34 protein-coding genes are annotated in these 21,697 nt (G+C 57.1%); 4 read left to right on the forward strand and 30 right to left on the reverse strand.

The window, feature by feature from the left end; translation table 11 throughout:
* Positions 1 to 102 precede the first annotated feature (102 nt).
* Entirely contained in the window at positions 103 to 1,470 is a 1,368-nt protein-coding gene (locus C4S63_RS15515) for an MFS transporter (RefSeq protein ID WP_062817644.1), read from the reverse strand.
* A 240-nt stretch (positions 1,471 to 1,710) separates the two neighbouring features.
* On the opposite strand from C4S63_RS15515, the gene C4S63_RS15520 reads away from it, so the two are divergent.
* From C4S63_RS15520 to C4S63_RS15535, 4 genes are all read left to right on the forward strand, one after another.
* Positions 1,711 to 2,361, forward strand: coding sequence for a response regulator transcription factor (locus tag C4S63_RS15520; RefSeq protein ID WP_062817645.1), 651 nt, complete (start codon positions 1,711 to 1,713; stop codon positions 2,359 to 2,361).
* A gap of 113 nt (positions 2,362 to 2,474) precedes the next feature.
* Positions 2,475 to 5,297 carry an excinuclease ABC subunit UvrA gene (uvrA, locus tag C4S63_RS15525; protein ID WP_103918138.1) on the forward strand — a complete coding sequence of 941 codons (2,823 nt, stop codon included), beginning with the start codon at positions 2,475 to 2,477 and terminating at the stop codon, positions 5,295 to 5,297.
* A gap of 119 nt (positions 5,298 to 5,416) precedes the next feature.
* On the forward strand, positions 5,417 to 6,670 hold the full coding sequence (locus C4S63_RS15530) for a glycerophosphodiester phosphodiesterase family protein (RefSeq protein WP_103918139.1): 1,254 nt from the start codon (positions 5,417 to 5,419) through the stop codon (positions 6,668 to 6,670).
* Positions 6,671 to 6,852: 182 nt separating this feature from the next.
* Positions 6,853 to 7,230 carry a hypothetical protein gene (locus C4S63_RS15535; RefSeq protein WP_062817648.1) on the forward strand — a complete coding sequence of 126 codons (378 nt, stop codon included), beginning with the start codon at positions 6,853 to 6,855 and terminating at the stop codon, positions 7,228 to 7,230.
* Between the two features lie 22 nt (positions 7,231 to 7,252).
* Here C4S63_RS15535 and C4S63_RS15540 read toward each other — a convergent pair whose 3' ends face one another.
* From C4S63_RS15540 to rpsJ, 29 genes are all read right to left on the reverse strand, one after another.
* On the reverse strand, positions 7,253 to 7,588 hold the full coding sequence (locus C4S63_RS15540; protein WP_063510059.1) for a DOPA 4,5-dioxygenase family protein: 336 nt from the start codon (positions 7,586 to 7,588) through the stop codon (positions 7,253 to 7,255).
* A 116-nt stretch (positions 7,589 to 7,704) separates the two neighbouring features.
* Positions 7,705 to 8,088 (reverse strand): 50S ribosomal protein L17, encoded by a 384-nt coding sequence (gene rplQ / locus C4S63_RS15545; protein ID WP_062817650.1) that lies wholly within the window; start codon positions 8,086 to 8,088, stop codon positions 7,705 to 7,707.
* Between the two features lie 50 nt (positions 8,089 to 8,138).
* Positions 8,139 to 9,146, reverse strand: a complete 1,008-nt coding sequence (gene rpoA, locus C4S63_RS15550; RefSeq protein ID WP_062817651.1) for a DNA-directed RNA polymerase subunit alpha — start codon at positions 9,144 to 9,146, stop codon at positions 8,139 to 8,141.
* A 20-nt stretch (positions 9,147 to 9,166) separates the two neighbouring features.
* Entirely contained in the window at positions 9,167 to 9,799 is a 633-nt protein-coding gene (gene rpsD / locus C4S63_RS15555; protein WP_062817652.1) for a 30S ribosomal protein S4, read from the reverse strand.
* A 16-nt stretch (positions 9,800 to 9,815) separates the two neighbouring features.
* Positions 9,816 to 10,214: a 30S ribosomal protein S11 gene (rpsK, locus tag C4S63_RS15560; protein WP_011587706.1), complete on the reverse strand. Its 399-nt coding sequence runs from the start codon at positions 10,212 to 10,214 to the stop codon at positions 9,816 to 9,818.
* A 35-nt stretch (positions 10,215 to 10,249) separates the two neighbouring features.
* Entirely contained in the window at positions 10,250 to 10,606 is a 357-nt protein-coding gene (rpsM, locus tag C4S63_RS15565) for a 30S ribosomal protein S13 (RefSeq protein ID WP_062817653.1), read from the reverse strand.
* 116 nt (positions 10,607 to 10,722) lie between these two features.
* On the reverse strand, positions 10,723 to 10,839 hold the full coding sequence (rpmJ, locus tag C4S63_RS15570) for a 50S ribosomal protein L36 (protein ID WP_008928865.1): 117 nt from the start codon (positions 10,837 to 10,839) through the stop codon (positions 10,723 to 10,725).
* Between the two features lie 17 nt (positions 10,840 to 10,856).
* The gene (gene secY / locus C4S63_RS15575) at positions 10,857 to 12,239 is read right to left on the reverse strand and encodes a preprotein translocase subunit SecY (protein ID WP_062817654.1); all 1,383 of its coding nucleotides are present in this window, start codon (positions 12,237 to 12,239) and stop codon (positions 10,857 to 10,859) included.
* Positions 12,240 to 12,250: 11 nt separating this feature from the next.
* A complete protein-coding gene (gene rplO / locus C4S63_RS15580; RefSeq protein ID WP_103918140.1) occupies positions 12,251 to 12,685 on the reverse strand; it encodes a 50S ribosomal protein L15 in 435 nt (144 codons plus the stop codon).
* A 3-nt stretch (positions 12,686 to 12,688) separates the two neighbouring features.
* Positions 12,689 to 12,871, reverse strand: coding sequence for a 50S ribosomal protein L30 (gene rpmD / locus C4S63_RS15585; protein ID WP_062817655.1), 183 nt, complete (start codon positions 12,869 to 12,871; stop codon positions 12,689 to 12,691).
* A 23-nt stretch (positions 12,872 to 12,894) separates the two neighbouring features.
* Positions 12,895 to 13,392 (reverse strand): 30S ribosomal protein S5, encoded by a 498-nt coding sequence (rpsE, locus tag C4S63_RS15590; protein WP_035249941.1) that lies wholly within the window; start codon positions 13,390 to 13,392, stop codon positions 12,895 to 12,897.
* Positions 13,393 to 13,404: 12 nt separating this feature from the next.
* Positions 13,405 to 13,755, reverse strand: coding sequence for a 50S ribosomal protein L18 (rplR, locus tag C4S63_RS15595; protein ID WP_062817656.1), 351 nt, complete (start codon positions 13,753 to 13,755; stop codon positions 13,405 to 13,407).
* Between the two features lie 17 nt (positions 13,756 to 13,772).
* Positions 13,773 to 14,306, reverse strand: coding sequence for a 50S ribosomal protein L6 (gene rplF / locus C4S63_RS15600; protein WP_062817657.1), 534 nt, complete (start codon positions 14,304 to 14,306; stop codon positions 13,773 to 13,775).
* Between the two features lie 31 nt (positions 14,307 to 14,337).
* On the reverse strand, positions 14,338 to 14,730 hold the full coding sequence (gene rpsH, locus C4S63_RS15605; protein ID WP_062817658.1) for a 30S ribosomal protein S8: 393 nt from the start codon (positions 14,728 to 14,730) through the stop codon (positions 14,338 to 14,340).
* 26 nt (positions 14,731 to 14,756) lie between these two features.
* A complete protein-coding gene (rpsN, locus tag C4S63_RS15610; protein ID WP_062817659.1) occupies positions 14,757 to 15,062 on the reverse strand; it encodes a 30S ribosomal protein S14 in 306 nt (101 codons plus the stop codon).
* An 11-nt stretch (positions 15,063 to 15,073) separates the two neighbouring features.
* Positions 15,074 to 15,613 (reverse strand): 50S ribosomal protein L5, encoded by a 540-nt coding sequence (gene rplE / locus C4S63_RS15615; protein WP_062817660.1) that lies wholly within the window; start codon positions 15,611 to 15,613, stop codon positions 15,074 to 15,076.
* Positions 15,614 to 15,625: 12 nt separating this feature from the next.
* Positions 15,626 to 15,934, reverse strand: a complete 309-nt coding sequence (rplX, locus tag C4S63_RS15620; RefSeq protein WP_062817661.1) for a 50S ribosomal protein L24 — start codon at positions 15,932 to 15,934, stop codon at positions 15,626 to 15,628.
* Positions 15,935 to 15,949: 15 nt separating this feature from the next.
* Positions 15,950 to 16,318: a 50S ribosomal protein L14 gene (gene rplN / locus C4S63_RS15625; RefSeq protein WP_022986486.1), complete on the reverse strand. Its 369-nt coding sequence runs from the start codon at positions 16,316 to 16,318 to the stop codon at positions 15,950 to 15,952.
* A 50-nt stretch (positions 16,319 to 16,368) separates the two neighbouring features.
* Positions 16,369 to 16,635: a 30S ribosomal protein S17 gene (gene rpsQ, locus C4S63_RS15630; RefSeq protein WP_035249932.1), complete on the reverse strand. Its 267-nt coding sequence runs from the start codon at positions 16,633 to 16,635 to the stop codon at positions 16,369 to 16,371.
* 2 nt (positions 16,636 to 16,637) lie between these two features.
* Positions 16,638 to 16,829 (reverse strand): 50S ribosomal protein L29, encoded by a 192-nt coding sequence (rpmC, locus tag C4S63_RS15635; RefSeq protein ID WP_062817662.1) that lies wholly within the window; start codon positions 16,827 to 16,829, stop codon positions 16,638 to 16,640.
* A 3-nt stretch (positions 16,830 to 16,832) separates the two neighbouring features.
* Entirely contained in the window at positions 16,833 to 17,246 is a 414-nt protein-coding gene (rplP, locus tag C4S63_RS15640) for a 50S ribosomal protein L16 (protein WP_035249931.1), read from the reverse strand.
* A gap of 13 nt (positions 17,247 to 17,259) precedes the next feature.
* Positions 17,260 to 17,958 (reverse strand): 30S ribosomal protein S3, encoded by a 699-nt coding sequence (gene rpsC, locus C4S63_RS15645; RefSeq protein WP_062817663.1) that lies wholly within the window; start codon positions 17,956 to 17,958, stop codon positions 17,260 to 17,262.
* A 4-nt stretch (positions 17,959 to 17,962) separates the two neighbouring features.
* Positions 17,963 to 18,307, reverse strand: coding sequence for a 50S ribosomal protein L22 (gene rplV / locus C4S63_RS15650; protein WP_062817664.1), 345 nt, complete (start codon positions 18,305 to 18,307; stop codon positions 17,963 to 17,965).
* Between the two features lie 10 nt (positions 18,308 to 18,317).
* A complete protein-coding gene (gene rpsS / locus C4S63_RS15655; RefSeq protein ID WP_035249928.1) occupies positions 18,318 to 18,593 on the reverse strand; it encodes a 30S ribosomal protein S19 in 276 nt (91 codons plus the stop codon).
* Positions 18,594 to 18,615: 22 nt separating this feature from the next.
* Entirely contained in the window at positions 18,616 to 19,440 is an 825-nt protein-coding gene (rplB, locus tag C4S63_RS15660; RefSeq protein WP_062817665.1) for a 50S ribosomal protein L2, read from the reverse strand.
* A gap of 18 nt (positions 19,441 to 19,458) precedes the next feature.
* Positions 19,459 to 19,755 (reverse strand): 50S ribosomal protein L23, encoded by a 297-nt coding sequence (rplW, locus tag C4S63_RS15665; protein ID WP_062817666.1) that lies wholly within the window; start codon positions 19,753 to 19,755, stop codon positions 19,459 to 19,461.
* Positions 19,752 to 20,354, reverse strand: a complete 603-nt coding sequence (rplD, locus tag C4S63_RS15670) for a 50S ribosomal protein L4 (protein ID WP_062817667.1) — start codon at positions 20,352 to 20,354, stop codon at positions 19,752 to 19,754. Before rplD ends, rplW begins: the two co-directional genes overlap by 4 nt.
* Positions 20,355 to 20,368: 14 nt before the next feature.
* Positions 20,369 to 21,004: a 50S ribosomal protein L3 gene (rplC, locus tag C4S63_RS15675; RefSeq protein ID WP_035249924.1), complete on the reverse strand. Its 636-nt coding sequence runs from the start codon at positions 21,002 to 21,004 to the stop codon at positions 20,369 to 20,371.
* Positions 21,005 to 21,047: 43 nt separating this feature from the next.
* Complete coding sequence (rpsJ, locus tag C4S63_RS15680) at positions 21,048 to 21,359, reverse strand: 30S ribosomal protein S10 (protein WP_022986497.1); 312 nt, start codon at positions 21,357 to 21,359, stop codon at positions 21,048 to 21,050.
* Positions 21,360 to 21,697 lie beyond the last annotated feature (338 nt).

The raw sequence follows: 21,697 nt of genomic DNA on the forward strand, positions 1-21,697 counted from the left end.
TCTCTCCGTGACTCTCAGGGTCAGTACTGTTGTAGCCGGCGATTCCCTGTCAGGTAAATCACCGGTTTCTCAAATGCATGTCAGATCAAGCCAAACATTGTGTCAGCTTTGCCCGGCGCCCGCGAGTCCCGCAAGCCGGGCTTCATCCAGTTGCCCGGCATCCACCTTCAGAAGCGCCAGGGCCTGCTCCTCGACGATCACGGTTTCCACCACACCGGGCACCGTTTGCAGATCACGGGCCAGTTTGTGCCAATCCTGGTCCGGCGCCAAGATCAACACCCGATTATCCAGCTTCGGCAGCTCTTGCAGCCCCGCCAGCACCACCAGCCAGACCGCGGCCAACGCCGCACAGCCGTAGAACACCGCCTCGGCACCGACCCACTGGTACAAGGCCCCACCCAGTTGCCCGCCGACAAACACGCCCAGGAACTGGCTCGTGGAGTATACCCCCATGGCCGTGCCCCGGGTGCCCGCCGGCGCCGCCCGCCCCACCAGCGAGGGCAGCAGGGCTTCAAGCAGGTTAAAGGCTGCAAAGAACACCAACAGGGCCAACACAAAGTGCCACAGTTCGGCACCGGCCAGGGCCAACAGGATCTGGGATACCGCCAGCAACACCACGGCCAGCCGTTTCACCGGCACCGCACCACGCCGTTCGGCGCGGATGATCAGGGGCACCATGGCCACGAACCCGGCCACCAGCACGCCCAGGTAGATCAGGCTGTGGCTACGCAGCCCCAGCCCGAGCCGTTCGCTGAGCAGGGCCGGCACCACCACAAAAGAGGCCGTCATGATCAGGTGCAAGGTAAAAATCCCCACATCAAACCGCAGCAGCGTTTTACTGGAAAGCACCCGGCGGAAACGCACCCCCACCGGCAAGGCCTCCCCCTGCAACGCCTTTGGCGCCGGGACCACCATGGCCACAATCAGGGCGAACCCCCCCATTACCGAGGTCATCCAGAACAGGCCGGAAAGACCCAGCCAGCTGGCCAGCAGCGGCCCGAGGATCAGCGCCAGCACAAAAGAGCCCCCCACGGACATGCCAATCAGTGCCATGGCCCGGGTACGATGCTTTTCGCTGACCACATCGCCAATCAGCGCCATGATCACACTGGCGATGGCCCCCGCCCCCTGCAGGGCGCGCCCGGCAATGACACCATGGATGTGGTCACTCATAGCCGCCACCACGCCCCCGGCCACAAACAGCAGCAAGCCAATCAGTAACAGGGGGCGCCGCCCGAAACGGTCCGAGAGCATGCCAAAGGGTATCTGCAACAGGGCCTGCATCAGGCCGTAGGCCCCGATGGCGGTGCCGATCAGCAGCGGTGTGGCGCCTTCCAGGGACTGCCCGTAGACCGCAAAAATCGGCAAAATCATGAACAGGCCAAACATCCGCAGCGCGAAGATGGTCGCCAGATAGCCGGTGGTTTTCAGCTCTGTCCGCTGCAAAAGACGGGAAGACGATGCCGACATGAACGCTTGTTGCTCCAGAAACGGGAGGCCGCAACCTCGCGACCGCTACAAAAAGGCGGGCAGTGTACCAGATTCCCCGTGGTGCCGGGCCAGGACACCGTGCACCACTTTGGCCCCTCAAATCGTGAAATCAGTAAAACCGGGCAATGGTAAATTGAACCCCGGTCAAAGCGGTGATAAATTCACGTGCTGATAAGTTTTTTTTCTTAGGCTACGCCTGAGACATCATGGACGGCATCGATGAACAGCCAAGAACAAACCCAACAAGTTTACGTAGTCGGCAGCCAGCAACTACAAAATGCCCTGCTCACCGAATTTCTCGTCAAGGAAGATGTGGCGACCAAAAGCATTCCCTCCGTGGAAGGGGTTTCCGTGGAGACCCTGCGGGAATTCGACCAGAACCTGTTTCTGGTGGATTACCACAGCGTTGACGTGAACGAGGTCATCGCCCACCTGCTGGAAGCAGACCAGGAAGTGGAAAGCGACGTTTTGATAGCCCTGTTCAATGTGGACAGCGATGACTCTCTCTCTCGTCTTGCAGGCCTGCCCATGGTCAACGGCGGCTTCCAGCATGACTGCCCCCAGGCACTTCTCAGCAAAGGCATCAAGGCCATTTTCGACGGCGAGCTGTGGTTCCCGCGCTCTGTGCTGCAGGCCTATCTGATGAAAAGCCGCACCTTCAACAAGACCTTCTCTCGCAGCGAGGTGAACCTCACTGATCGGGAAGTGGAAGTGCTGAAAGTGATGGCCACCGGCGCCAAGAACTCGGAAATCGCCACCAGCCTGAATCTGAGCCCGCACACCATCAAGACGCACATCTACAACATCTTCAAAAAGATCAACGCCTCCAACCGCCTCCAGGCGGTGAACTGGGCGCAAGAGAACCTCTAGGGCTGCGCGCGTCGGACGCCAGGCGTCCGACGCCACTGGACGCCTTTCTTTTCCCCTTCACACAAATTCGCCTATACTGCCCTGTTCATTTTGACAGTAGTCAGGGGTAGTTGATGGATACCATTCTGGTTCGCGGTGCACGGACTCATAACCTGAAGAACGTGGATCTGGATATCCCGCGTGACAAGCTCGTGGTGATCACAGGCCTGTCCGGCTCGGGGAAATCCTCACTGGCCTTCGACACCCTTTACGCGGAAGGCCAGCGCCGCTATGTGGAATCCCTGTCCACCTATGCCCGCCAGTTTCTGTCGATGATGGAAAAGCCCGATGTGGATCACATCGAGGGCCTCAGCCCAGCCATCTCAATCGAGCAGAAATCCACCAGCCACAACCCCCGCTCCACCGTAGGCACCATTACCGAAATCTATGATTACCTGCGCCTGCTGTTTGCCCGGGTGGGCGAGCCCCGTTGTCCGGAGCACGATGCGCCCTTGGCTGCCCAGACCATCAGCCAGATGGTGGACCAGGTGCTGGCCATGGAAGAAGGCAGCAAACTGATGCTGCTTGCACCCGTGATCCGCGAGAAAAAAGGGGAGCACCTGCACCTGTTCGAGGAATTGCGCGCCCAGGGCTTTATCCGCGCACGCATCGACGGTCGCATCTACGACATGGATGACACCCCGGATCTGGACAAGAACAAGAAGCACACCATCGAGGTAGTGGTGGACCGCTTCAAGGTCCGCGACGACCTGCAGAACCGGCTGGCGGAATCCTTTGAAACCGCGCTTAACCTGGCCGACGATATCGCCATCATTGCCCCCATGGACGGTGACGGGGAGGAAGTGACCTTCTCCGCCAAGTTTGCCTGCCCACACTGCGGCTATTCGATTCCCGAACTGGAGCCACGGCTGTTTTCCTTCAATAACCCGGCCGGCGCCTGCCCCAGTTGTGATGGGCTGGGCGTGAAGCAGTTCTTTGATGAAGACAAGGTCATCAATTCCGACGAACTGTCCCTGTCGGAGGGCGCTATCCGCGGCTGGGACCGCCGCAACGTTTATTATTTCCAGATGCTCAACTCCCTGTCCCAGAGTCTGGGCTTCGACATGGATGTGGCATTCCGGGAACTGCCCAAGGATATCCGCAAGAAGGTGCTGTACGGGACCGGCAAGGAAAGCATCGAATTCCGCTACCTCAACGATCGCGGCGACATCATCAAGCGCAACCACCCGTTCGAGGGCATCATTCCCAACATGGAGCGGCGCTACCGGGAAACCGAGTCTGACGCGGTGCGCGAAGACCTGCTCGGCTACATGTCTACCTCCAGCTGCCCCAGCTGTCATGGCTCGCGGCTGCGCGAAGCGGCCAGACATGTGTTTATCGAAGAAACCACGCTGCCGGAAGTGGTTCGTCTTGCGGTGGGCAAGGCCCATGCGTATTTCAGCGAATTGAGCCTGCCCGGCAGCAAAGGGGAGATTGCCGACAAGATCCTCAAGGAAATCCGCGACCGCCTGCAGTTCCTGGTCAACGTGGGGCTGGAATACCTGACTCTGGAACGCAGTGCGGAAACCCTCTCCGGGGGCGAGGCACAACGTATTCGCCTGGCCAGCCAGATTGGCGCGGGACTGGTCGGCGTCATGTACGTGCTGGATGAGCCTTCCATCGGCCTGCACCAGCGCGACAACGAGCGTCTGCTCAATACCCTCACCCGTCTTCGCGATCTGGGCAACACGGTACTGGTGGTAGAGCATGATGAGGACGCCATCCGTCTTGCCGACCATGTGATCGACATCGGCCCCGGCGCCGGCGTGCATGGTGGCAAGGTCGTTGCCCAGGGCACAGCCAAACAGGTCGCCGACAACCCGGACTCCCTGACCGGCGACTATTTGTCCGGCCGCAAGACGATTGCAGTGCCCAAACAGCGCCGCCAGAACCCGGACGACAACTGGCTCACCCTGCACGGTGCCACCGGTAACAATCTCAAGGGACACCCCCTGAACATTCCCGTGGGCCTGTTTACCTGCATCACCGGGGTCTCCGGCTCCGGCAAATCCACCCTGATCAACAGCACCCTCTATCCCCTGGCCGCTACTAAACTGAACAAGGCGACCACCCTGAAGGCATCGCCCCATGAGGCCATTGAGGGACTGGAGCATTTCGACAAGGTGGTGGATATCGACCAGAGCCCCATCGGCCGCACGCCGCGCTCCAACCCTGCCACCTATACCGGTATCTTCACGCCGGTGCGCGAGCTCTTTGCCGGCACCCAGGAAGCCCGTGCCCGCGGTTACAAGCCCGGTCGTTTCAGTTTCAACGTGAAAGGCGGTCGCTGTGAAGCCTGTCAGGGCGATGGGGTTATCAAGGTAGAAATGCACTTCCTGCCGGATATCTATGTGCCCTGTGAGGTCTGCGAAGGGAAACGCTACAACCGGGAAACCCTGGAGATCACCTATAAAGGCAAGAACATATTCGAGGTGCTGGATCTGACCATCGAAGACGCCCGGGAATTCTTTGATGCGGTGCCCTCCCTGGCCCGCAAGCTGCAGACCCTGATGGATGTGGGCCTGAGCTATGTAAAACTGGGGCAGGCGGCCACCACCCTGTCCGGCGGCGAAGCCCAGCGGGTCAAGCTGGCCAAGGAACTGTCCCGCCGGGACACCGGCAACACCCTCTATATTCTCGACGAGCCCACCACCGGCCTGCATTTCGCGGATATCCAGTTGTTACTGGACGTGCTCAACCGGTTGGCCAATCATGGCAACTCCGTGGTGGTGATCGAACACAACCTGGATGTGATCAAGACCGCCGACTGGATCGTGGATCTGGGCCCGGAAGGGGGCGACGGCGGGGGCGAGATCATCGCAGAAGGCACGCCGGAGGAAGTGGCGAAAGTGAAAGGCAGCCACACCGGTCGTTTCCTGAAAGGCATGCTGAAATAGGTCTATCCGTGAACGGCAGCACACTTTCCGGCAACGTCACACAGCCGCAGTGCGCTGCCCATCTCACCGTCATAAAGCCGCGGCACAATCCGTTTCATTCTTCTTTCGTGAGACAGATCATGAAACGGATAGTGGCACTGAAAGCGTGCATCACCACCCTGGCCATCGGCCTTGCCGCTGCTGCCTGTGCCAGTCACGGACCGAAAGACAGCGTTGAACTGGGCCCTCGCCCCTATTATCTGGTCGCTGACATGGACGCTGGACCGCTGAAGCAGGCGCTGCAGGAATGCGCCAGCCAGCGACGCCCTCAGCAAAGCAGCGACTTCTCCATCGGCCACCGTGGTGCCCCGCTCCAATTCCCCGAGCACACCGAGGAATCCTATCGGGCCGCCGCACGCATGGGTGCCGGTATCGTTGAATGTGATGTGACCTTCACCAAGGACCGCGAGCTGGTCTGTCGACACTCCCAGTGCGACCTGCACACCACCACCAATATTCTCGAAACCGATCTGGCCAGCCAGTGCAGCGAACCGTTTACTCCCTTTGATGGCAGCAATCCGGCCAGTGCCCGTTGCTGCACCAGTGACATCACCCTGGCCGAGTTCAAGACGCTCAAGGGCAAAATGGACGGCGCCAATCCCCGTGCCACGACCGTGCATGACTATCTGAAGGGCACGGCAAGCTGGCGCACAGACCTGTACGGCCAAAAAGGCACCCTTCTCAGTCACCGGGAGAGCATCACCCTGTTGCGCGAGCTCGGGGTAAAGATGACACCGGAACTGAAAGCCCCTCAGGTTGCAATGCCCTATGAAGGGGAATACCGCCAGCAGGACTATGCGCGCCAGCTGATCGAGGAATACCAGCAAGCCGGGGTCTCCTCCCCTCGGCAAGTGTATCCGCAATCCTTCAACCTGGAAGACGTGCGCTACTGGATCAATCATCATCCCCGTTACGGGCAGCAGGCGGTGTATCTGGACGGCCGTGACAGCCAGGGACTGGACCCTCAAAACCCGGGCACCTGGCAGCCCGATATGGATACGCTGGCAGGCTATGGCGTGAACATTATTGCCCCGCCCCTGTGGATGCTGGTGACAACCGACAGGCGCAATCGCATTGTTGCCAGCCCCTATGCCCGGGCTGCCCGCAATGCCGGCCTGGATATCATCGCCTGGTCCCTGGAACGCTCCGGCCCCCTGACCAACGGTGGTGGCTGGTACTACCAGAGCGTTAAACCGGCTATCAACAACGACGGCGACACCCTGACGCTGCTGGATGTATTGGCAAGGGACGTGGGCGTTATCGGTGTCTTTTCCGACTGGCCCGCCACCACCACCTTTTATGCAAACTGCCGCAAACTGCGGGGCAAGCCATAAGCGCACAAGACTGGCGCAGGTGCACCAGCAACGCACCGATCCGCTCCAGAATGGGGCGACAATACCCGCAGCCCGGCAAATCACACTGGCACGTTTTCTGCTTCGATCTCATGGACCTGGAGCCGTGACCGCAGAAAACCGTGATCCGCTTCTTTCGGCAACCATTCAGAGGAGTATATGCAATGGACGCCACCCCCAATCACCGCTGGTTGATGCAATACAACATTGTCAATCTGGTGAATCAGTGCCGTCGACTGATTCGTGCCGAATTTGACGAGAGCCTGTCACTGACCGATCCGGCACTCCGTCAGAAGCTTGCCCATTACGCTGGTCATACCCGCTCCCAGGGCATGCAAAGGCTCTACGGAGAAATTCGTCTGGCACTTCTGGAGCTGGAGGGAGAAGATCCGCCCTTGAGCCATTCCCCCGGCCCTGGCGCTCGCCTGTACCGCGGACAACCGGTTGACCCCAGCCCCGAGAGCAAAAGCAAGGACGATGGGGCAAACCCACGCCTGCGCAAGGGCCTGGTCTATCGTGGCCAAAAGGTTGCCCAGGGGTAATACGAGGACTGGATGCGGCGAATCAGGCGGAAAACTGGAAGATGCTCAAATCCAGAGGCAGGCTTTCCCCCAGCCACATGACCAGCTCCGTATGGTCGCGTAAATCATCGCCACTCAGCCCGTGGACGAAGATAGTCAAGCCGTTTCGACTGGCCATCAACCAGGGAATCACTTCACCCGCCAGACGGCGAGGAATGGATAGCTGGCAACTCCAGCATGGATGCGGGCCCACCGGCTTGCGGTGCATCTGGCCCATGGGTATATCAAAACGCTGATGGGCAGCCTGACAGAGCGCAGCCGCCTGGGAGAAGGTGGATTCGTCAAAATAGACGTGTGCGTGAAATCCGTTGATTGCCATAGACACTGCCCCCGAGGTGTTTTCAGCCTCACTGACAGCATAGTACAAGCCACCCGGCTTGCGACAGACATAAAAAAACCGGGCTGTTAGCCCGGTTTTTTTGAAGCATGGAACGCTTACTCTTCGTCAGCGTCCGCCAGCTCAGGGCGATCCACCAGCTCAACATAGGCCATCGGTGCGTTGTCACCGGCACGGAAGCCCATTTTGAGGATACGTACGTAGCCGCCAGGACGGCTCTGGTAACGGGGACCCAGCTCGTTGAACAGCTTACCAACCACTTCCTTGGAGCGGGTGCGGTCGAAAGCCAGACGACGGTTCGCTACCGAGTCTTCCTTGGCCAGAGTGATCAACGGCTCAGCCACACGACGCAGCTCTTTGGCCTTCGGCAGAGTGGTCTTGATCACTTCGTGCTCCAGCAGAGACACGGCCATGTTACGGAACATCGCCTGACGATGAGAGCTGTTCCGATTCAGTTTTCTGCCGCTTTTGCGATGACGCATGATTCTGTTCCTATGTTCAGGGGCGCTTCACAGCGTCCACAACAACTAACTTAGCGCAATTTGGTGTTCAGCCGGTCGTCGTCACGAAGACTGACCGGGGGCCAGTTTTCCAGACGCATACCCAGCGACAGGCCTTTGGAAGCCAGCACGTCCTTGATCTCGGTGAGCGACTTCTTGCCCAGATTCGGGGTTTTCAGCAGCTCAACCTCGGTACGCTGTACCAGATCGCCGATGTAGTAAATGTTCTCGGCCTTCAGGCAGTTGGCGGAACGGACGGTCAGTTCCAGATCATCTACCGGGCGCAGCAGGATGGGATCGATTTCTTCGCGTTCCTGCTTCGGTTCTGGCTTGGCATCCTGTTCCAGATCCACGAATACCGCAATCTGTTGCTGCAGGATGGTAGCAGCGCGGCGAATCGCTTCTTCCGGATCGATGGTGCCATCGGTTTCCAGATCAATAACCAGCTTGTCCAGGTCAGTGCGCTGCTCCACACGGGCAGCCTCAACCACATAAGCCACACGACGTACCGGGCTGTAGCTGGCGTCCAGCTGCAGACGGCCAATGCCACGGGTCTCGTCGTCATCAGACTGACGTGCGTCGGCTGCTACATAGCCACGACCTTTCTGCACTTTCAGCTTCACACGCAATTCGGTGTCACCGGTAATGGTGCAGATCACGTGATCCGGGTTGACGATCTCAACACTGTGATCACGCTGGATATCACTCGCGGTAACAACGCCCGGGCCTTTCTTGACCAATTCGAGAGTCGCTTCTTCGCGATCTTCCATCTTCAGAGCAACGCCCTTCAGGTTCAGCAGGATGTTGATCACATCTTCCTGCACCCCTTCGATGGAGGAGTATTCATGCTGTACCCCGTCGATCTCCACTTCGGTGATCGCACAGCCGGGCATACTGGAGATCAGGATGCGACGCAGCGCAGTCCCCAGGGTGTGGCCAAAGCCACGCTCCAGCGGTTCCAGAACCACTTTGGCGTGGGTCTGGTTGATCGCGTTGACCGCGATCGAGCGGGGCGTGAGAAAGTCGTTCACGGCGGTCATAGAGATCCCTCAGGCAGTCCTTACTTGGAGTACAGCTCGACGATCAGGTTTTCGTTGATCTCGGCAGGCAGGTCGATACGCTCAGGCTTCGCCTTGTAGGTACCTTCCAGCTTCTTCTCGTCAACTTCGATCCAGGGCATAAAGCCACGCTGCTGAGCCAGCTCCATGGCGTTTTTCACGCGCAACTGAGCTTTGGACTTCTCGCGAACGGTGATGATGTCACCGGGCTTGACCTGATAGGAAGCCACATTGACAGACTGACCGTTGACCAGAATCGCACGGTGGCTAACCAGCTGACGCGCTTCGGCGCGGGTGGAGCCGAAGCCCATGCGGTAAACCACGTTATCCAGACGACCTTCCAGAAGTTGCAGCAGGACTTCGCCGGTTGCACCCTTGGAAGAGGCGGCTTTCTTGTAGTAGCTGCGGAACTGCTTTTCCAGTACACCGTAGGTACGACGAACTTTCTGCTTCTCACGCAGCTGCACACCGTAGTCGGACAAACGAGCCGGACGACGACCGCTTGCGCCAGCTGCCTGCCCCGGAGCCTGCTCCGCTTTACACTTGGATTCCAGAGGGCGGATACCGCTCTTCAGGAACAGATCGGTGCCTTCACGACGGGAAAGCTTGCACTTGGGACCGATGTATCTTGCCATCTTGCTTTAACTCCCGTTACACGCGACGCTTTTTGGGCGGACGACAGCCGTTATGCGGAATCGGCGTAACGTCCTCAATATGGGTAATCTTGTAGCCACAGCCATTCAGGGCACGAATGGAAGATTCGCGACCCGGGCCCGGGCCTTTTACCCGTACTTCCAAATTCTTGAGACCGTAGTCCTTGGCAGCGTTGCCCGCGTTTTCAGCCGCCACCTGGGCAGCAAACGGGGTGCTTTTACGGGAACCACGGAAACCAGCGCCACCGGAGGTCGCCCAGGACAACGCATTGCCCTGACGATCAGTGATGGTGATGATGGTATTGTTGAAGGATGCGTGCACGTGGGCGATACCGTCTGCAACGGTACGCGTTACCTTCTTACGACGTGCGCCACTATCTTTCTTTGACTTAGCCATAATGCCTATCCAAATCCAGCCGCTGACGTTTCAGCTTATTTGCGAATCGGTTTACGCGGACCTTTACGGGTCCGAGCATTGGTCTTGGTACGCTGGCCACGCAGTGGCAAGCCGCGACGATGACGAATACCACGGTAGCAACCGAGGTCCATCAGACGCTTGATGTTCATGGTGATTTCCCGGCGCAGGTCACCTTCAGTAGACAACTTGGCTACCTCGCCACGAATGACGTCAAGTTGTTCACCGCTCAGATCACGAACTTTCGCGGTCTGATCAATACCGGCCGCGGTGCAGATTTGAGCTGCACGGGTACGACCGATCCCGAAGATGTAGGTGAGAGAGATCACCGTGTGCTTATTTTCCGGGATGTTAACGCCTGCAATACGGGCCATCCGAATATCTCCGATTCACAAAACGGGTGGCGCCAGGCTCTGAGGCGCCGAAAGGCGGCAGAGTCTAGCGCTACACCGACTGAATTTCAACCAAACACTTAAAAGAAGACGTAACCTTAACCCTGGCGCTGCTTGTGCCGGGGTTCGGCACTGCAGATCACCATGACGCGACCCTTACGACGGATCACTTTGCAGTTTCGGCAGATCTTCTTCACAGAAGCCTGAACTTTCATCGCACTCGCCTCGTTCGTTAACGCACCAGACCGGTGCCACCATACCCTTTCAGGTTGGATTTCTTCATCAACTTCTCGTACTGGGTGGACGTCAGGTGCGAATTAACCTGCGACCAGAAGTCCATCACCACCACCACTACAATCAGCAGAGAGGTGCCGCCCAGATAGAAGGGCACGTTGGCAACTGCCTGCAGACCCAGTGGCAACAAGCACACCAGCGTCATATATACCGAACCGATCAGGGTCAAACGGCCCATCACTGTGTCGATATAGCGAGCAGATTGCTCGCCCGGGCGAATGCCCGGAATATATGCGCCGGATTTCTTCAGGTTGTCAGCGACATCCTTCGGATTGAACACCAGCGCAGTATAAAAGTAGCAGAAGAACACGATTGCCAGGGTAAACAGCAGAATATACAGCGGAGTCCCGGGCAGCAGAGCATCACTCACGTTTCTCAGTGCCTGGCCCCACCAGGAATCCGGATTGGAATCACTGAACCACTGGGTCAGTGACGCCGGAAACAGCAGAATGGAGCTGGCAAAGATAGCCGGAATAACACCTGCCATGTTCACCTTCAGCGGCAGATGACTCTGCTGCGCTGCATACACACGACGTCCCTGCTGACGACGCGCATAGTTCACCGTAATACGGCGCTGTCCGCGCTCCATGAAGACCACACCGAAAATCACGGCGAGAGCCACCAGGAACACAAACAACATCATGATCAGGCTCAGGTCACCAGTACGGGCGGACTCGAAAGTCTGCGCAATGGCGCCAGGCAGGCCTGCCACAATGGATGCGAAGATCAGCATGGAAATACCATTACCAATGCCCCGCTCGGTAATCTGCTCACCCAGCCACATCAGGAACACGGTACCGGTCAGCAGGGTGGTTACCGCCACGAAATAGAAGCTGGCAACCTGCATGGTGCTGGCCGTTTCCGGCAGCAGCGTAATGCCCTGGCTGTTCAGTCCGGCAACCATGCCGAAAGACTGGATGCCACCCAGCAAAACCGTCAGATAACGGGTGTACTGGGTAATCTTGCGTCGACCCTGTTCACCTTCCTTGCGGAGCTGCTCCAGGGTAGGCACCACTGCCGTCATCAGCTGAATCACGATGCTGGCAGTAATGTAGGGCATAATGCCCAGCGCAAAGATACTCATGCGCTCCAGGGAACCCCCGGAGAACATGTTGAAGAGACCAAGAATGGTGTCCCGGTTGTTGTTGAACATCTGTTGCAACGCTTCCGGGTTCATGCCCGGGACCGGGATATGTGCCCCGATCCGGAACACCACCAGGGCGCCCAACAGAAAACCGATTCTCCGCCACAGCTCACGCATTGCACTGCTATCAGCCTTGGGCGGACCACCATTCAATGTCTGAGCGCGATTCTTCGCCATAAAGCGCTGCCTTATTCTTCGACTTTACCGCCAGCTTTCTCGACCGCATCGCGGGCGCCTTTGCTGATCGCTACGCCACGAATGGTTACTGCACGGTCGATTTCACCCTGCAGAACAATCTTGGCGCGCTTCATGTCACGACGCACAACATTGGCTGCTTTCAAGGCGGCCAGATCGATAACGTCGCCGTCAACTTTGGCAAGCTCAGCCAGGCGAACTTCGGCAGTGCCCATAGCCAGCTTGGACGTGAAACCGAACTTCGGCACACGACGCTGCAGCGGCATCTGACCACCTTCGAAACCGGGCTTCACGGTACCGCCGGAACGGGACTTCTGACCCTTGTGGCCGCGACCACCGGTCTTGCCCAGGCCGGAGCCGATACCACGACCTACGCGCTTGGCGTCCGGACGGGAACCTTCAGCGGGATGCAGATCATTCAGACGCATCACTTATTCTCCCTCTACCTGCACCAGATACGCGACCTTGTTGATCATGCCGCGAACTGCCGGGGTATCTTCAACTTCCACAGTGTGGCCGATGCGGCGCAGACCGAGACCGCGCACACAGGCCCTATGCTTTTCCAGCCGGCCGTTGATGCTCTTAACCAGCTTTACCTTGATCTTATCAGCCATCGTAACGATTCCGTTATCTGCGCTTAGTTCAGAATGTCTTCGACAGACTTGCCACGCTTGGCAGCCACAGACTCCGGAGACGCCATGGACTTCAGGCCGTTAAAAGTAGCCCGAACCACGTTTACCGGATTGGTGGAGCCATAGCACTTGGCCAGTACGTTCTGAACGCCTGCGACTTCCAGCACGGCACGCATGGCACCGCCGGCAATTACACCGGTACCGTCATCGGCCGGCTGCATGTACACCTTGGAGGCACCGTGACGAGCCTTCATCGGGTGCTGGATGGTGGTGCCGTTAAGCTCCACCTGAATCATGTTGCGGCGGGCAGCTTCCAGGGCTTTCTGGATAGCGGCAGGCACTTCACGGGCCTTACCACGACCAAAGCCGACTTTACCCTTGCCGTCACCCACTACGGTCAACGCGGTAAAACCGAAAATACGGCCGCCTTTAACTACCTTAGCAACCCGGTTTACCTGAACCAGCTTTTCCTGCAGACCTTCGTTGGGATCAACCTTCGCCATAACCAAGCACCCTTAGAATTCAAGACCGTTTTCACGCGCGGCATCCGCCAGCGCCTTAACACGGCCGTGATATTTGAAACCAGAACGGTCAAAGGCTACGCGCTCAATGCCCGCTTCCTTGGCACGCTGAGCGATCAGCTGGCCAACTTTCACCGCTGCGTCAGCATTACCTGTCGCATCAGCACGCAGATCTTTCTCGACCGTGCTTGCAGACGCCAGCACCTGGTCACCAGCCACAGAGATCACCTGCGCATAAATATGACGCGGGGTACGATGTACGCAGAGACGGACTTGGCCCAGCTCGCGGATCTTCAGGCGAGTGCGCTTGGCCCTGCGTAGACGTGAAACTTTTTTGTCTTTCATGGCATCAATCTCGACGATTATTTCTTCTTGGCTTCCTTACGGCGCACTTGCTCATCAGCATAGCGCACCCCTTTGCCCTTGTAGGGCTCAGGCGGACGGAAGGCCCGAACATTGGCAGCAACCTGACCAACCAGCTGCTTATCAATGCCTTTAATGACAATTTCGGTCTGGCTCGGGGTTTCAACGGTAATCCCTTCAGGCAGCTCGAAAGCTACCGGGTGGGAGAAACCGAGGGTCAGGTTCAGTACCTTGCCCTGAGCCTGCGCGCGATAACCCACGCCGAGGAGCTGAAGCTTGCGCTCGAACCCTTCGGCAACGCCAGTCACCATGTTATTCAGCAGAGCCCGAGAGGTCCCGGCCAGTGCCCATGCCTTCTGGGAATCATCGTGCGGCTTCACTGATACCACACCGTCTTCCAGGGACACGGCTACCAGCTCGTGAACTTCGTGCTCCAGGCTGCCCTTGCCACCTTTAACGGTGACTTTCTGGCCGTCGACTTTGACTTCGACGCCCTTCGGCAGATTTACCGGACTTTTAGCTACTCTAGACATTGCTGCACCTAACCCGTCTACGCCACTTCTGTTAGGACACTTCGCAGATCAGCTCGCCACCAACATTGGCTTTGCGCGCTGCGCGGTCAGAAATAATGCCCTGATTGGTGGATACGATCATGATACCCAGGCCGCCTTTGACCTTGGGAATCTCACCCGCGGCCTTGTAGACCCGCAGACCAGGACGACTTACCCGTTTGATCGTGTCAATCACCGGGTTGCCTTCGAAATACTTAAGCTCAACCGTCATTACCGGTTTCTTGTCATCACTGATCTTGTAATCAGCAATGAAGCCCTCTTCCTTCAGTACTTTGGCTACAGCTTCCTTTGCCTTGGAGGCAGGAATCTCGACCTGTACTTTCTCGGCCATCTGGGCGTTACGGATACGAGTTAACATATCCGCCATGGTATCTTGCATGCTCATGCCGCAATCGCTCCGCTTAACTTTGCTTACCAGCTGGACTTAACCAGACCGGGAACATCACCGCGCATCGCTGCTTCACGCAGCTTGATCCGGCTCAGGCCGAACTTGCGGTAGTAGCCGTGCGGACGACCGGTGATACGGCAGCGGTTACGCTGACGAACCGGGGAAGAATCGCGCGGCAATTTTTGCAGCTGAAGCTGAGCATCCCACTTCGCTTCAGGTTCTGCATTGGGATCCTGGATAATCGCCTTAAGCGCTGCACGCTTGGCGGCAAAACGCTTAACCAGCTTAGCGCGTTTTGCTTCCCGGTTTTTCATGGATTCTTTAGCCATGATAAATCCTCTTAGCCCTTCAGCGGGAAGTTGAAGGCGCGCAGCAGCGCCCGTGCTTGGTCGTCGTTCTTCGCTGTGGTGGTGATGGTAATATCCAGACCACGCAGCTTGTCGACTTTGTCGAAATCGATTTCCGGGAAAACGATCTGCTCACGCAGACCCATGGAATAGTTACCACGCCCGTCAAAGGATTTCGGATTCAGACCACGGAAGTCGCGAATTCGCGGAATGGCAATGGAAACCAGGCGCTCGAGAAATTCATACATACGCTCGCCACGCAGGGTTACCTTGCAGCCAATCGGCCAACCTTCACGAATCTTGAAGCCTGCAACAGACTTCCGCGCGTTGGTTACCAGGGGCTTCTGACCGGAAATCGCAGTCATGTCCGCCAGGGCACCATCCATCGCCTTACGATCCTGGGAGGCCTCACCAACACCCATGTTCAGGGTGATCTTGGTGATCTTTGGCACTTCCATGATATTACCGAGACCAAGCTCGTCTTTCAGCTTGGGCACGATCTCGTCTTGATAAATCTTTTTCAGATCACTCATGGGTCACCTAACCTACAGCGTTTCGCCGTTGGACTTGAAGAAACGCACTTTCTTGCCGTCTTCAAAACGGAAGCCCACACGATCCGCTTTCTGCGTCTTGGGGTTCCAGATGGCAACGTTGGAAGCGTTAAGCGATGCTTCCTGTTCTACGATGCCGCCTTGAGTACCACGGTTAGGATTGGCCTTAACATGTTTCTTGACCATGTTGACGCCAGCAACGATGAGACGACCATTGTCCAGAACCTGCCGAACAGAGCCGCGCTTACCTTTGTCCTTTCCCGCAATTACGATGACTTCGTCATCACGCTTAATCTTGAGCATTACCTTCACCCGCCTTTACAGAACTTCAGGTGCCAGGGAGATGATCTTCATGAACTGCTCGGTACGCAGCTCCCGCGTTACCGGGCCGAAGATCCGGGTACCGATCGGTGCCTTGTTGTTGTTCAACAGCACCGCGGCGTTTTCGTCGAAACGAATCAGTGAACCGTCTGGACGGCGCACACCCTTACGGGTACGCACAACCACAGCGGTCATTACATCACCTTTCTTAACACGGCCGCGCGGAATTGCTTCCTTCACTGTGACCTTGATGATGTCACCAATGCCTGCATAGCGGCGGTGAGAACCACCCAGCACTTTGATGCACTGTACCCGACGGGCGCCACTGTTATCGGCGACTTCGAGCATGCTTTCGGTCTGAATCATCGCTAAATCTCTCCAACTCTGCCTTTACAGGCAGCCACAGCAACGGTCCGTCAGGCTTCGTTCGCCTGTTCAACTACGTTTACCAGCATCCAGGTCTTGCGCTTGGACAGCGGCCGGCACTCCTCAATGGTGACCAGGTCACCTTCACGACATGTGTTCTCTTCATCGTGCGCCATCAGTTTCGTGGAACGCTTGATGATCTTGCCGTAAATCGGGTGCTGGACCCGGCGCTCTACCAACACAGTGATAGTTTTGTCACCTTTGTTAGAGATGACTTTGCCGGTAGCGGTCCGGCGCATTGTATTCGCCTCTGCCATGACTAGTTACCCTGCTTCTCTCTCAGAATGGTCTTAACGCGCGCAATATTGCGGCGAACCTTCCCAAGCTCATGGGTTTTAGAAATCTGACCGGACGCGCTCTTCATACGCAGCTTGAATTGTTCCTCAAGCAGCTCGATTTGCGTCTGCTGCAGCTCTTCGACACTCTTTTCTTTCAGCTCGCTCGCTTTCATGGCTTACATCACCGTCCGAGTCACGACACGGGTGCTTACCGGCAGCTTGGCCGCGGCCAGACGGAACGCTTCACGCGCAACGTCTTCTGACACACCTTCCATTTCGTAAAGCATCTTGCCCGGTTGAATCTGGGCAACCCAATACTCTACAGAACCCTTACCTTTACCCATCCGCACTTCAAGAGGCTTCTTGGTAATCGGCTTGTCCGGGAAAACCCGGATCCAAATTTTACCACCACGCTTGATGTGGCGGGTCATTGCACGACGGGCCGCTTCGATCTGGCGCGCAGTAATACGGCCACGACCGGTCGCTTGCAGACCAATGGTGCCAAAAGACACCTTGCTGCCCCGCTGTGCCAGGCCGCGGTTACGGCCCTTCATCACTTTCCGGAATTTGGTACGCTTCGGCTGCAACATCGTTCGTTACCCTTTAACCGCGGCCGCGCTTCTTCGCGCCCTTGGACTGCTTCTGCTGCTCTTCCTGCTGAACCTGCTCCATGCCACCAAGCACTTCGCCACGGAAGATCCACACCTTGATACCGATGGTGCCGTAAGTGGTTTCAGCACGTACGCTTGCGTAATCGATGTCGGCACGCAAAGTATGCAGAGGCACTCGGCCCTCGCGGTACCATTCGGTACGCGCAATTTCTGCACCACCCAGACGACCGGACAGCTGAATCTTGATACCTTCAGCACCGGACTTCATGGCGTTCTGAACCGCACGCTTCATGGCGCGACGGAACATCACACGGCGCTCCAGCTGACCGGCAACATTGTCGCCTACCAGACGCGCATCCAGGTCGGGCTTGCGCACTTCCTCGATGTTGATATGAACCGGCACACCCATCTGAGCGGCAACATCACGACGCAGACGCTCAACGTCTTCGCCTTTTTTGCCGATCACGATGCCCGGACGCGCAGTAGCAATAGTGATGCGCACGTTCTCTGACGGACGCTCAATCTTGATACGGCTCACCGACGCGTTCTTCAAACGCTTGAACAGGAACTCACGTACCTGCAGGTCGGTAACCAGGCAGTCTGAGTAAGACTTCGGTCCGGCATACCAGAGCGAGTTGTGCTCTTTGACAATGCCAAGGCGAATACCGACCGGATGAACTTTCTGACCCATCTGGTTACTCCTGACCTTCTGAGACTTTCACAGTAATGTGGCAAGTACGCTTGAGGATTCGGTCAGCGCGGCCTTTGGCGCGCGGACGAATACGCTTCATGGTCATGCCTTCATCCACGTAAACCGTGGACACCTTCAGCTCATCAACGTCAGCGCCGTCGTTGTTTTCCGCATTTGCAATCGCGGACTCCAGCACTTTCTTAACGATTTTTGCCGCCTTCTTCGGGCTGAATTCCAGAAGATTCAGCGCCTTCTCGACTTCCAGGCCTCGGACCTGGTCCGCTACGAGGCGGGCTTTCTGAGCCGAAATTCTTGCGCCGCGCAGACGGGCTGCAACTTCAGTAGCCATGGCTGTCACCTTATCGCTTAGCCTTTTTGTCCACGATATGCCCGCGGTAAGTGCGGGTCAGGGCGAACTCGCCCAACTTGTGGCCCACCATGTGCTCGGTAACCATTACCGGGACATGCTGTTTGCCGTTATGCACAGCAATTGTCAGACCCACCATCTCCGGAACAATCATGGAGCGACGGGACCAGGTTTTAATCGGCTTACGGGAGCCGGCTTCCACCGCATCTTCCACCTTGCTGAGCAGGTGGTGATCCACAAAAGGACCTTTTTTCAGTGAACGTGGCACAGCCTGAACCTCTCTTTATCCCTTACTTACGACGGTCACGCACAATCATCTTGGAAGTGCGCTTGTTTGTACGGGTCTTGTGGCCCTTGGTCGGTACACCCCAGGGGGTTACCGGATGACGACCACCAGAAGAGCGCCCTTCACCACCACCATGTGGGTGGTCGACCGGGTTCATCGCCGCACCGCGAACGGTGGGTCGAACACCCCGCCAGCGCGTTGCGCCCGCTTTACCCAGTGAGCGCAAACTATGCTCACTGTTGGATACTGAACCGATGGTCGCCTTGCAGTCGGCGTGAACCTTGCGCATCTCGCCGGAGCGCAGACGCAGGGTCACATACTGACCGTCTTTCGCCAGCACCTGCACGGAAGTCCCTGCAGAGCGGGCCAACTGACCACCTTTACCGGGCTTCATTTCCACGTTATGCACGGTGGAACCCAGCGGAATGTTACGCAGCGGCAGCGCGTTACCCAGCTTGATCGGCGCATCTTCGCCGGACTGGATACGGTCTTCCGCCTGCAGGCCTTTGGGGGCCAGAATATAACGACGCTCACCGTCCAGGTACTTGACCAGCGCAATGTGCGCGGAACGGTTCGGATCGTATTCCAGACGCTCAACAATGCCTACCACACCATCTTTGTTACGACGGAAGTCAATCAAGCGGTATTTCTGCTTGTGACCACCACCTTTATGACGGGTAGTAATGCGACCATTGTTGTTACGACCACCGTTTTTGCTCTTGGCTTCCAACAGCGGCGCGTAGGGAGCACCTTTATGCAGTTCTTCGCTGACCACCTTGACTACAAAGCGGCGGCCCGGAGAAGTCGGCTTGCACTTTACAATCGCCATTATTCCTTACTCCCTTCCTTACTCTGCGCCCAGGAAGTCAATGTCCTGGCCTTCCTCTAGGGAAACGTAGGCCTTCTTCCAGTCAGCGCGCTTACCCGCAACGCGACCGAAGAATTTGGACTTGCCTTTCATGTTGGCGGTACGAACAGCTTTAACCTTCACTTCAAAAAGGGCTTCAACGGCCTTTTTGATTTCCAGCTTGTTCGCATCTTTAGCCACTTTAAACACGAAGGTGCCGTTCTGATCAGCAAGAATGGTTGCCTTCTCAGAGACGTGCGCAGCACGCAGCACTTTCAAAATACGTTCCTGGTTCATGCCAGTGCCTCCTCAAGCTTCTTCAGAGCCGGCACAGTAACGAGCACCTTCTCGAAAGCAATCAGGCTCACCGGATCCACGCCGTCAGCGTCACGAACGTCGACCTTGGGCAGGTTGCGCGAACCCAGATACAGGTTCTCGTCAACACTGTCGGTCACGATCAGGACGTTAGCCAGATCCAGCTCTTTCAGCTTGGCTGCAACAGCCTTGGTCTTGGGCTCGCCCACGGTGAATTCATCCACCACAACCAGGCGATCCTGACGAACCAGCTCAGACATGATGCACTGGAGCGCACCACGGTACATTTTACGGTTCACTTTCTGAGAGTGATCACGGTTTACCGCAGCAAATGTCTTGCCGCCGCCACGCCAGATCGGGCTACGGATCGTACCAGCACGGGCACGACCGGTGCCTTTTTGACGCCACGGCTTACGGCCACCACCACTCACATCAGAGCGGTTTTTCTGTGCCTTGGTACCTTGACGGGCACCAGCCAGAAACGCAGTCACAACCTGATGAACCAGAGGCTCGTTAAAGTCCTTGCCGAAGGCGACTTCGGAAACGGTAACGGTACCTCCAGAGGCAGTATTGAGATTCATCCTCTATTCCTCTTTCAGGCCTTCGCCTTCACTGCCAGACGCACGATCACATCACCACCGGTAGCACCGGGGACCGCACCTTTAACCAGCAACAGATTCTTTTCAGCATCTACGCGAACCACTTCCAGATTCTGGACAGTGACGCGCTCAGCACCCATATGGCCAGCCATCTTCTTGCCTTTGAATACGCGGCCCGGAGTCTGGTTCTGACCAATGGAACCCGGAGCACGATGAGACAAGGAGTTACCGTGGGTCATATCCTGGGTGCTGAAGTTCCAACGCTTCACGCCACCAGCAAAACCCTTACCTTTGGAAGTGCCGGTCACATCAATCATCTGACCCGCTTCAAATCCTTCGACGGTCACTTCAGAACCCGGCTGCAGCTCACCTGCCTCAGCACGGAATTCCCAAACACCACGGCCCGCTTCTACACCAGCTTTTGCGAAATGACCGGCTTGCGCCTTGGTCACGCGGCTGGCACGGCGCTCACCGACCGTTACTTGCACGGCCTGGTAGCCATCTGATTCTTCGGCCTTGAGCTGGGAGACCCGATTCGGGGTCACTTCGATGACAGTCACGGGAACACTGATACCTTCCTCAGTGAAGACCCGAGTCATCCCACATTTCCGACCGATCACACCAATCGCCATTGTTTACCTCTTCACAACCTGTCGCGGTAATACCCGCCCGTTGTTAACCCAGGCTGATCTGCACATCCACACCAGCAGCCAGATCCAGCTTCATCAGCGCATCCACGGTTTTATCCGTAGGCTCAACGATGTCCACCAGCCGCTTGTGGGTGCGGATCTCATACTGATCTCGCGCGTCTTTATTTACGTGCGGAGAGATCAGCACTGTAAAGCGTTCTTTACGCGTCGGCAGCGGGATAGGACCCGTCACTTGCGCGCCTGTCCGTTTAGCCGTATCCACGATCTCTTGGGCGGACTGATCAATCAGACGATGATCAAAGGCCTTGAGCCGGATGCGGATTCTTTGGTTAGCCATAGCTAACAAACTCCAGACTGTTTCGAACCATATTTATATGGCAAAAAGCCCACTTACCTGATCGCCAATGGATAGGTGAGTGGTGTCAAAACAAGCCCGGGAACAATGCCCCGGTTGGTACTGCTCGAAAGCAGGGCGCAGATAGTAGCCATTCCCCCCCGGCATTGCAAGGACCTTTTGGCCCTAATCCGGGAAATCCGGCAAAAAAGTGAAAATAAAGTGCTTTCGCTCTTCAGACCCACCTTCTACCCGCCCCCGACACTGCGAGAGCACGCCGGCGCACGCCCCAAGGCCTGACACCAGCATCAAAAAGGGGGCCGCCAGGCGACCCCCTTTTC

Source organism: Alcanivorax sp. DSM 26293 (assembly GCF_900107995.1).
Taxonomy (GTDB): Bacteria; Pseudomonadota; Gammaproteobacteria; order Pseudomonadales; family Alcanivoracaceae; genus Alcanivorax.

Excerpts from the sequence above, each read along its gene's own strand:
- C4S63_RS15515 (WP_062817644.1), bottom strand. The coding sequence starts at position 1,470 with ATGTCGGCATCGTCTTCCCGTCTTTTGCAGCGGACAGAGCTGAAAACC.
- C4S63_RS15520 (WP_062817645.1), top strand. The coding sequence starts at position 1,711 with ATGAACAGCCAAGAACAAACCCAACAAGTTTACGTAGTCGGCAGCCAG.
- uvrA (WP_103918138.1), top strand. The coding sequence starts at position 2,475 with ATGGATACCATTCTGGTTCGCGGTGCACGGACTCATAACCTGAAGAAC.
- C4S63_RS15530 (WP_103918139.1), top strand. The coding sequence starts at position 5,417 with ATGAAACGGATAGTGGCACTGAAAGCGTGCATCACCACCCTGGCCATC.
- C4S63_RS15535 (WP_062817648.1), top strand. The coding sequence starts at position 6,853 with ATGGACGCCACCCCCAATCACCGCTGGTTGATGCAATACAACATTGTC.
- C4S63_RS15540 (WP_063510059.1), bottom strand. The coding sequence starts at position 7,588 with ATGGCAATCAACGGATTTCACGCACACGTCTATTTTGACGAATCCACC.
- rplQ (WP_062817650.1), bottom strand. The coding sequence starts at position 8,088 with ATGCGTCATCGCAAAAGCGGCAGAAAACTGAATCGGAACAGCTCTCAT.
- rpoA (WP_062817651.1), bottom strand. The coding sequence starts at position 9,146 with ATGACCGCCGTGAACGACTTTCTCACGCCCCGCTCGATCGCGGTCAAC.
- rpsD (WP_062817652.1), bottom strand. The coding sequence starts at position 9,799 with ATGGCAAGATACATCGGTCCCAAGTGCAAGCTTTCCCGTCGTGAAGGC.
- rpsK (WP_011587706.1), bottom strand. The coding sequence starts at position 10,214 with ATGGCTAAGTCAAAGAAAGATAGTGGCGCACGTCGTAAGAAGGTAACG.
- rpsM (WP_062817653.1), bottom strand. The coding sequence starts at position 10,606 with ATGGCCCGTATTGCAGGCGTTAACATCCCGGAAAATAAGCACACGGTG.
- rpmJ (WP_008928865.1), bottom strand. The coding sequence starts at position 10,839 with ATGAAAGTTCAGGCTTCTGTGAAGAAGATCTGCCGAAACTGCAAAGTG.
- secY (WP_062817654.1), bottom strand. The coding sequence starts at position 12,239 with ATGGCGAAGAATCGCGCTCAGACATTGAATGGTGGTCCGCCCAAGGCT.
- rplO (WP_103918140.1), bottom strand. The coding sequence starts at position 12,685 with ATGCGTCTGAATGATCTGCATCCCGCTGAAGGTTCCCGTCCGGACGCC.
- rpmD (WP_062817655.1), bottom strand. The coding sequence starts at position 12,871 with ATGGCTGATAAGATCAAGGTAAAGCTGGTTAAGAGCATCAACGGCCGG.
- rpsE (WP_035249941.1), bottom strand. The coding sequence starts at position 13,392 with ATGGCGAAGGTTGATCCCAACGAAGGTCTGCAGGAAAAGCTGGTTCAG.
- rplR (WP_062817656.1), bottom strand. The coding sequence starts at position 13,755 with ATGAAAGACAAAAAAGTTTCACGTCTACGCAGGGCCAAGCGCACTCGC.
- rplF (WP_062817657.1), bottom strand. The coding sequence starts at position 14,306 with ATGTCTAGAGTAGCTAAAAGTCCGGTAAATCTGCCGAAGGGCGTCGAA.
- rpsH (WP_062817658.1), bottom strand. The coding sequence starts at position 14,730 with ATGAGCATGCAAGATACCATGGCGGATATGTTAACTCGTATCCGTAAC.
- rpsN (WP_062817659.1), bottom strand. The coding sequence starts at position 15,062 with ATGGCTAAAGAATCCATGAAAAACCGGGAAGCAAAACGCGCTAAGCTG.
- rplE (WP_062817660.1), bottom strand. The coding sequence starts at position 15,613 with ATGAGTGATCTGAAAAAGATTTATCAAGACGAGATCGTGCCCAAGCTG.
- rplX (WP_062817661.1), bottom strand. The coding sequence starts at position 15,934 with ATGCTCAAGATTAAGCGTGATGACGAAGTCATCGTAATTGCGGGAAAG.
- rplN (WP_022986486.1), bottom strand. The coding sequence starts at position 16,318 with ATGATTCAGACCGAAAGCATGCTCGAAGTCGCCGATAACAGTGGCGCC.
- rpsQ (WP_035249932.1), bottom strand. The coding sequence starts at position 16,635 with ATGGCAGAGGCGAATACAATGCGCCGGACCGCTACCGGCAAAGTCATC.
- rpmC (WP_062817662.1), bottom strand. The coding sequence starts at position 16,829 with ATGAAAGCGAGCGAGCTGAAAGAAAAGAGTGTCGAAGAGCTGCAGCAG.
- rplP (WP_035249931.1), bottom strand. The coding sequence starts at position 17,246 with ATGTTGCAGCCGAAGCGTACCAAATTCCGGAAAGTGATGAAGGGCCGT.
- rpsC (WP_062817663.1), bottom strand. The coding sequence starts at position 17,958 with ATGGGTCAGAAAGTTCATCCGGTCGGTATTCGCCTTGGCATTGTCAAA.
- rplV (WP_062817664.1), bottom strand. The coding sequence starts at position 18,307 with ATGGCTACTGAAGTTGCAGCCCGTCTGCGCGGCGCAAGAATTTCGGCT.
- rplB (WP_062817665.1), bottom strand. The coding sequence starts at position 19,440 with ATGGCGATTGTAAAGTGCAAGCCGACTTCTCCGGGCCGCCGCTTTGTA.
- rplW (WP_062817666.1), bottom strand. The coding sequence starts at position 19,755 with ATGAACCAGGAACGTATTTTGAAAGTGCTGCGTGCTGCGCACGTCTCT.
- rplD (WP_062817667.1), bottom strand. The coding sequence starts at position 20,354 with ATGAATCTCAATACTGCCTCTGGAGGTACCGTTACCGTTTCCGAAGTC.
- rplC (WP_035249924.1), bottom strand. The coding sequence starts at position 21,004 with ATGGCGATTGGTGTGATCGGTCGGAAATGTGGGATGACTCGGGTCTTC.
- rpsJ (WP_022986497.1), bottom strand. The coding sequence starts at position 21,359 with ATGGCTAACCAAAGAATCCGCATCCGGCTCAAGGCCTTTGATCATCGT.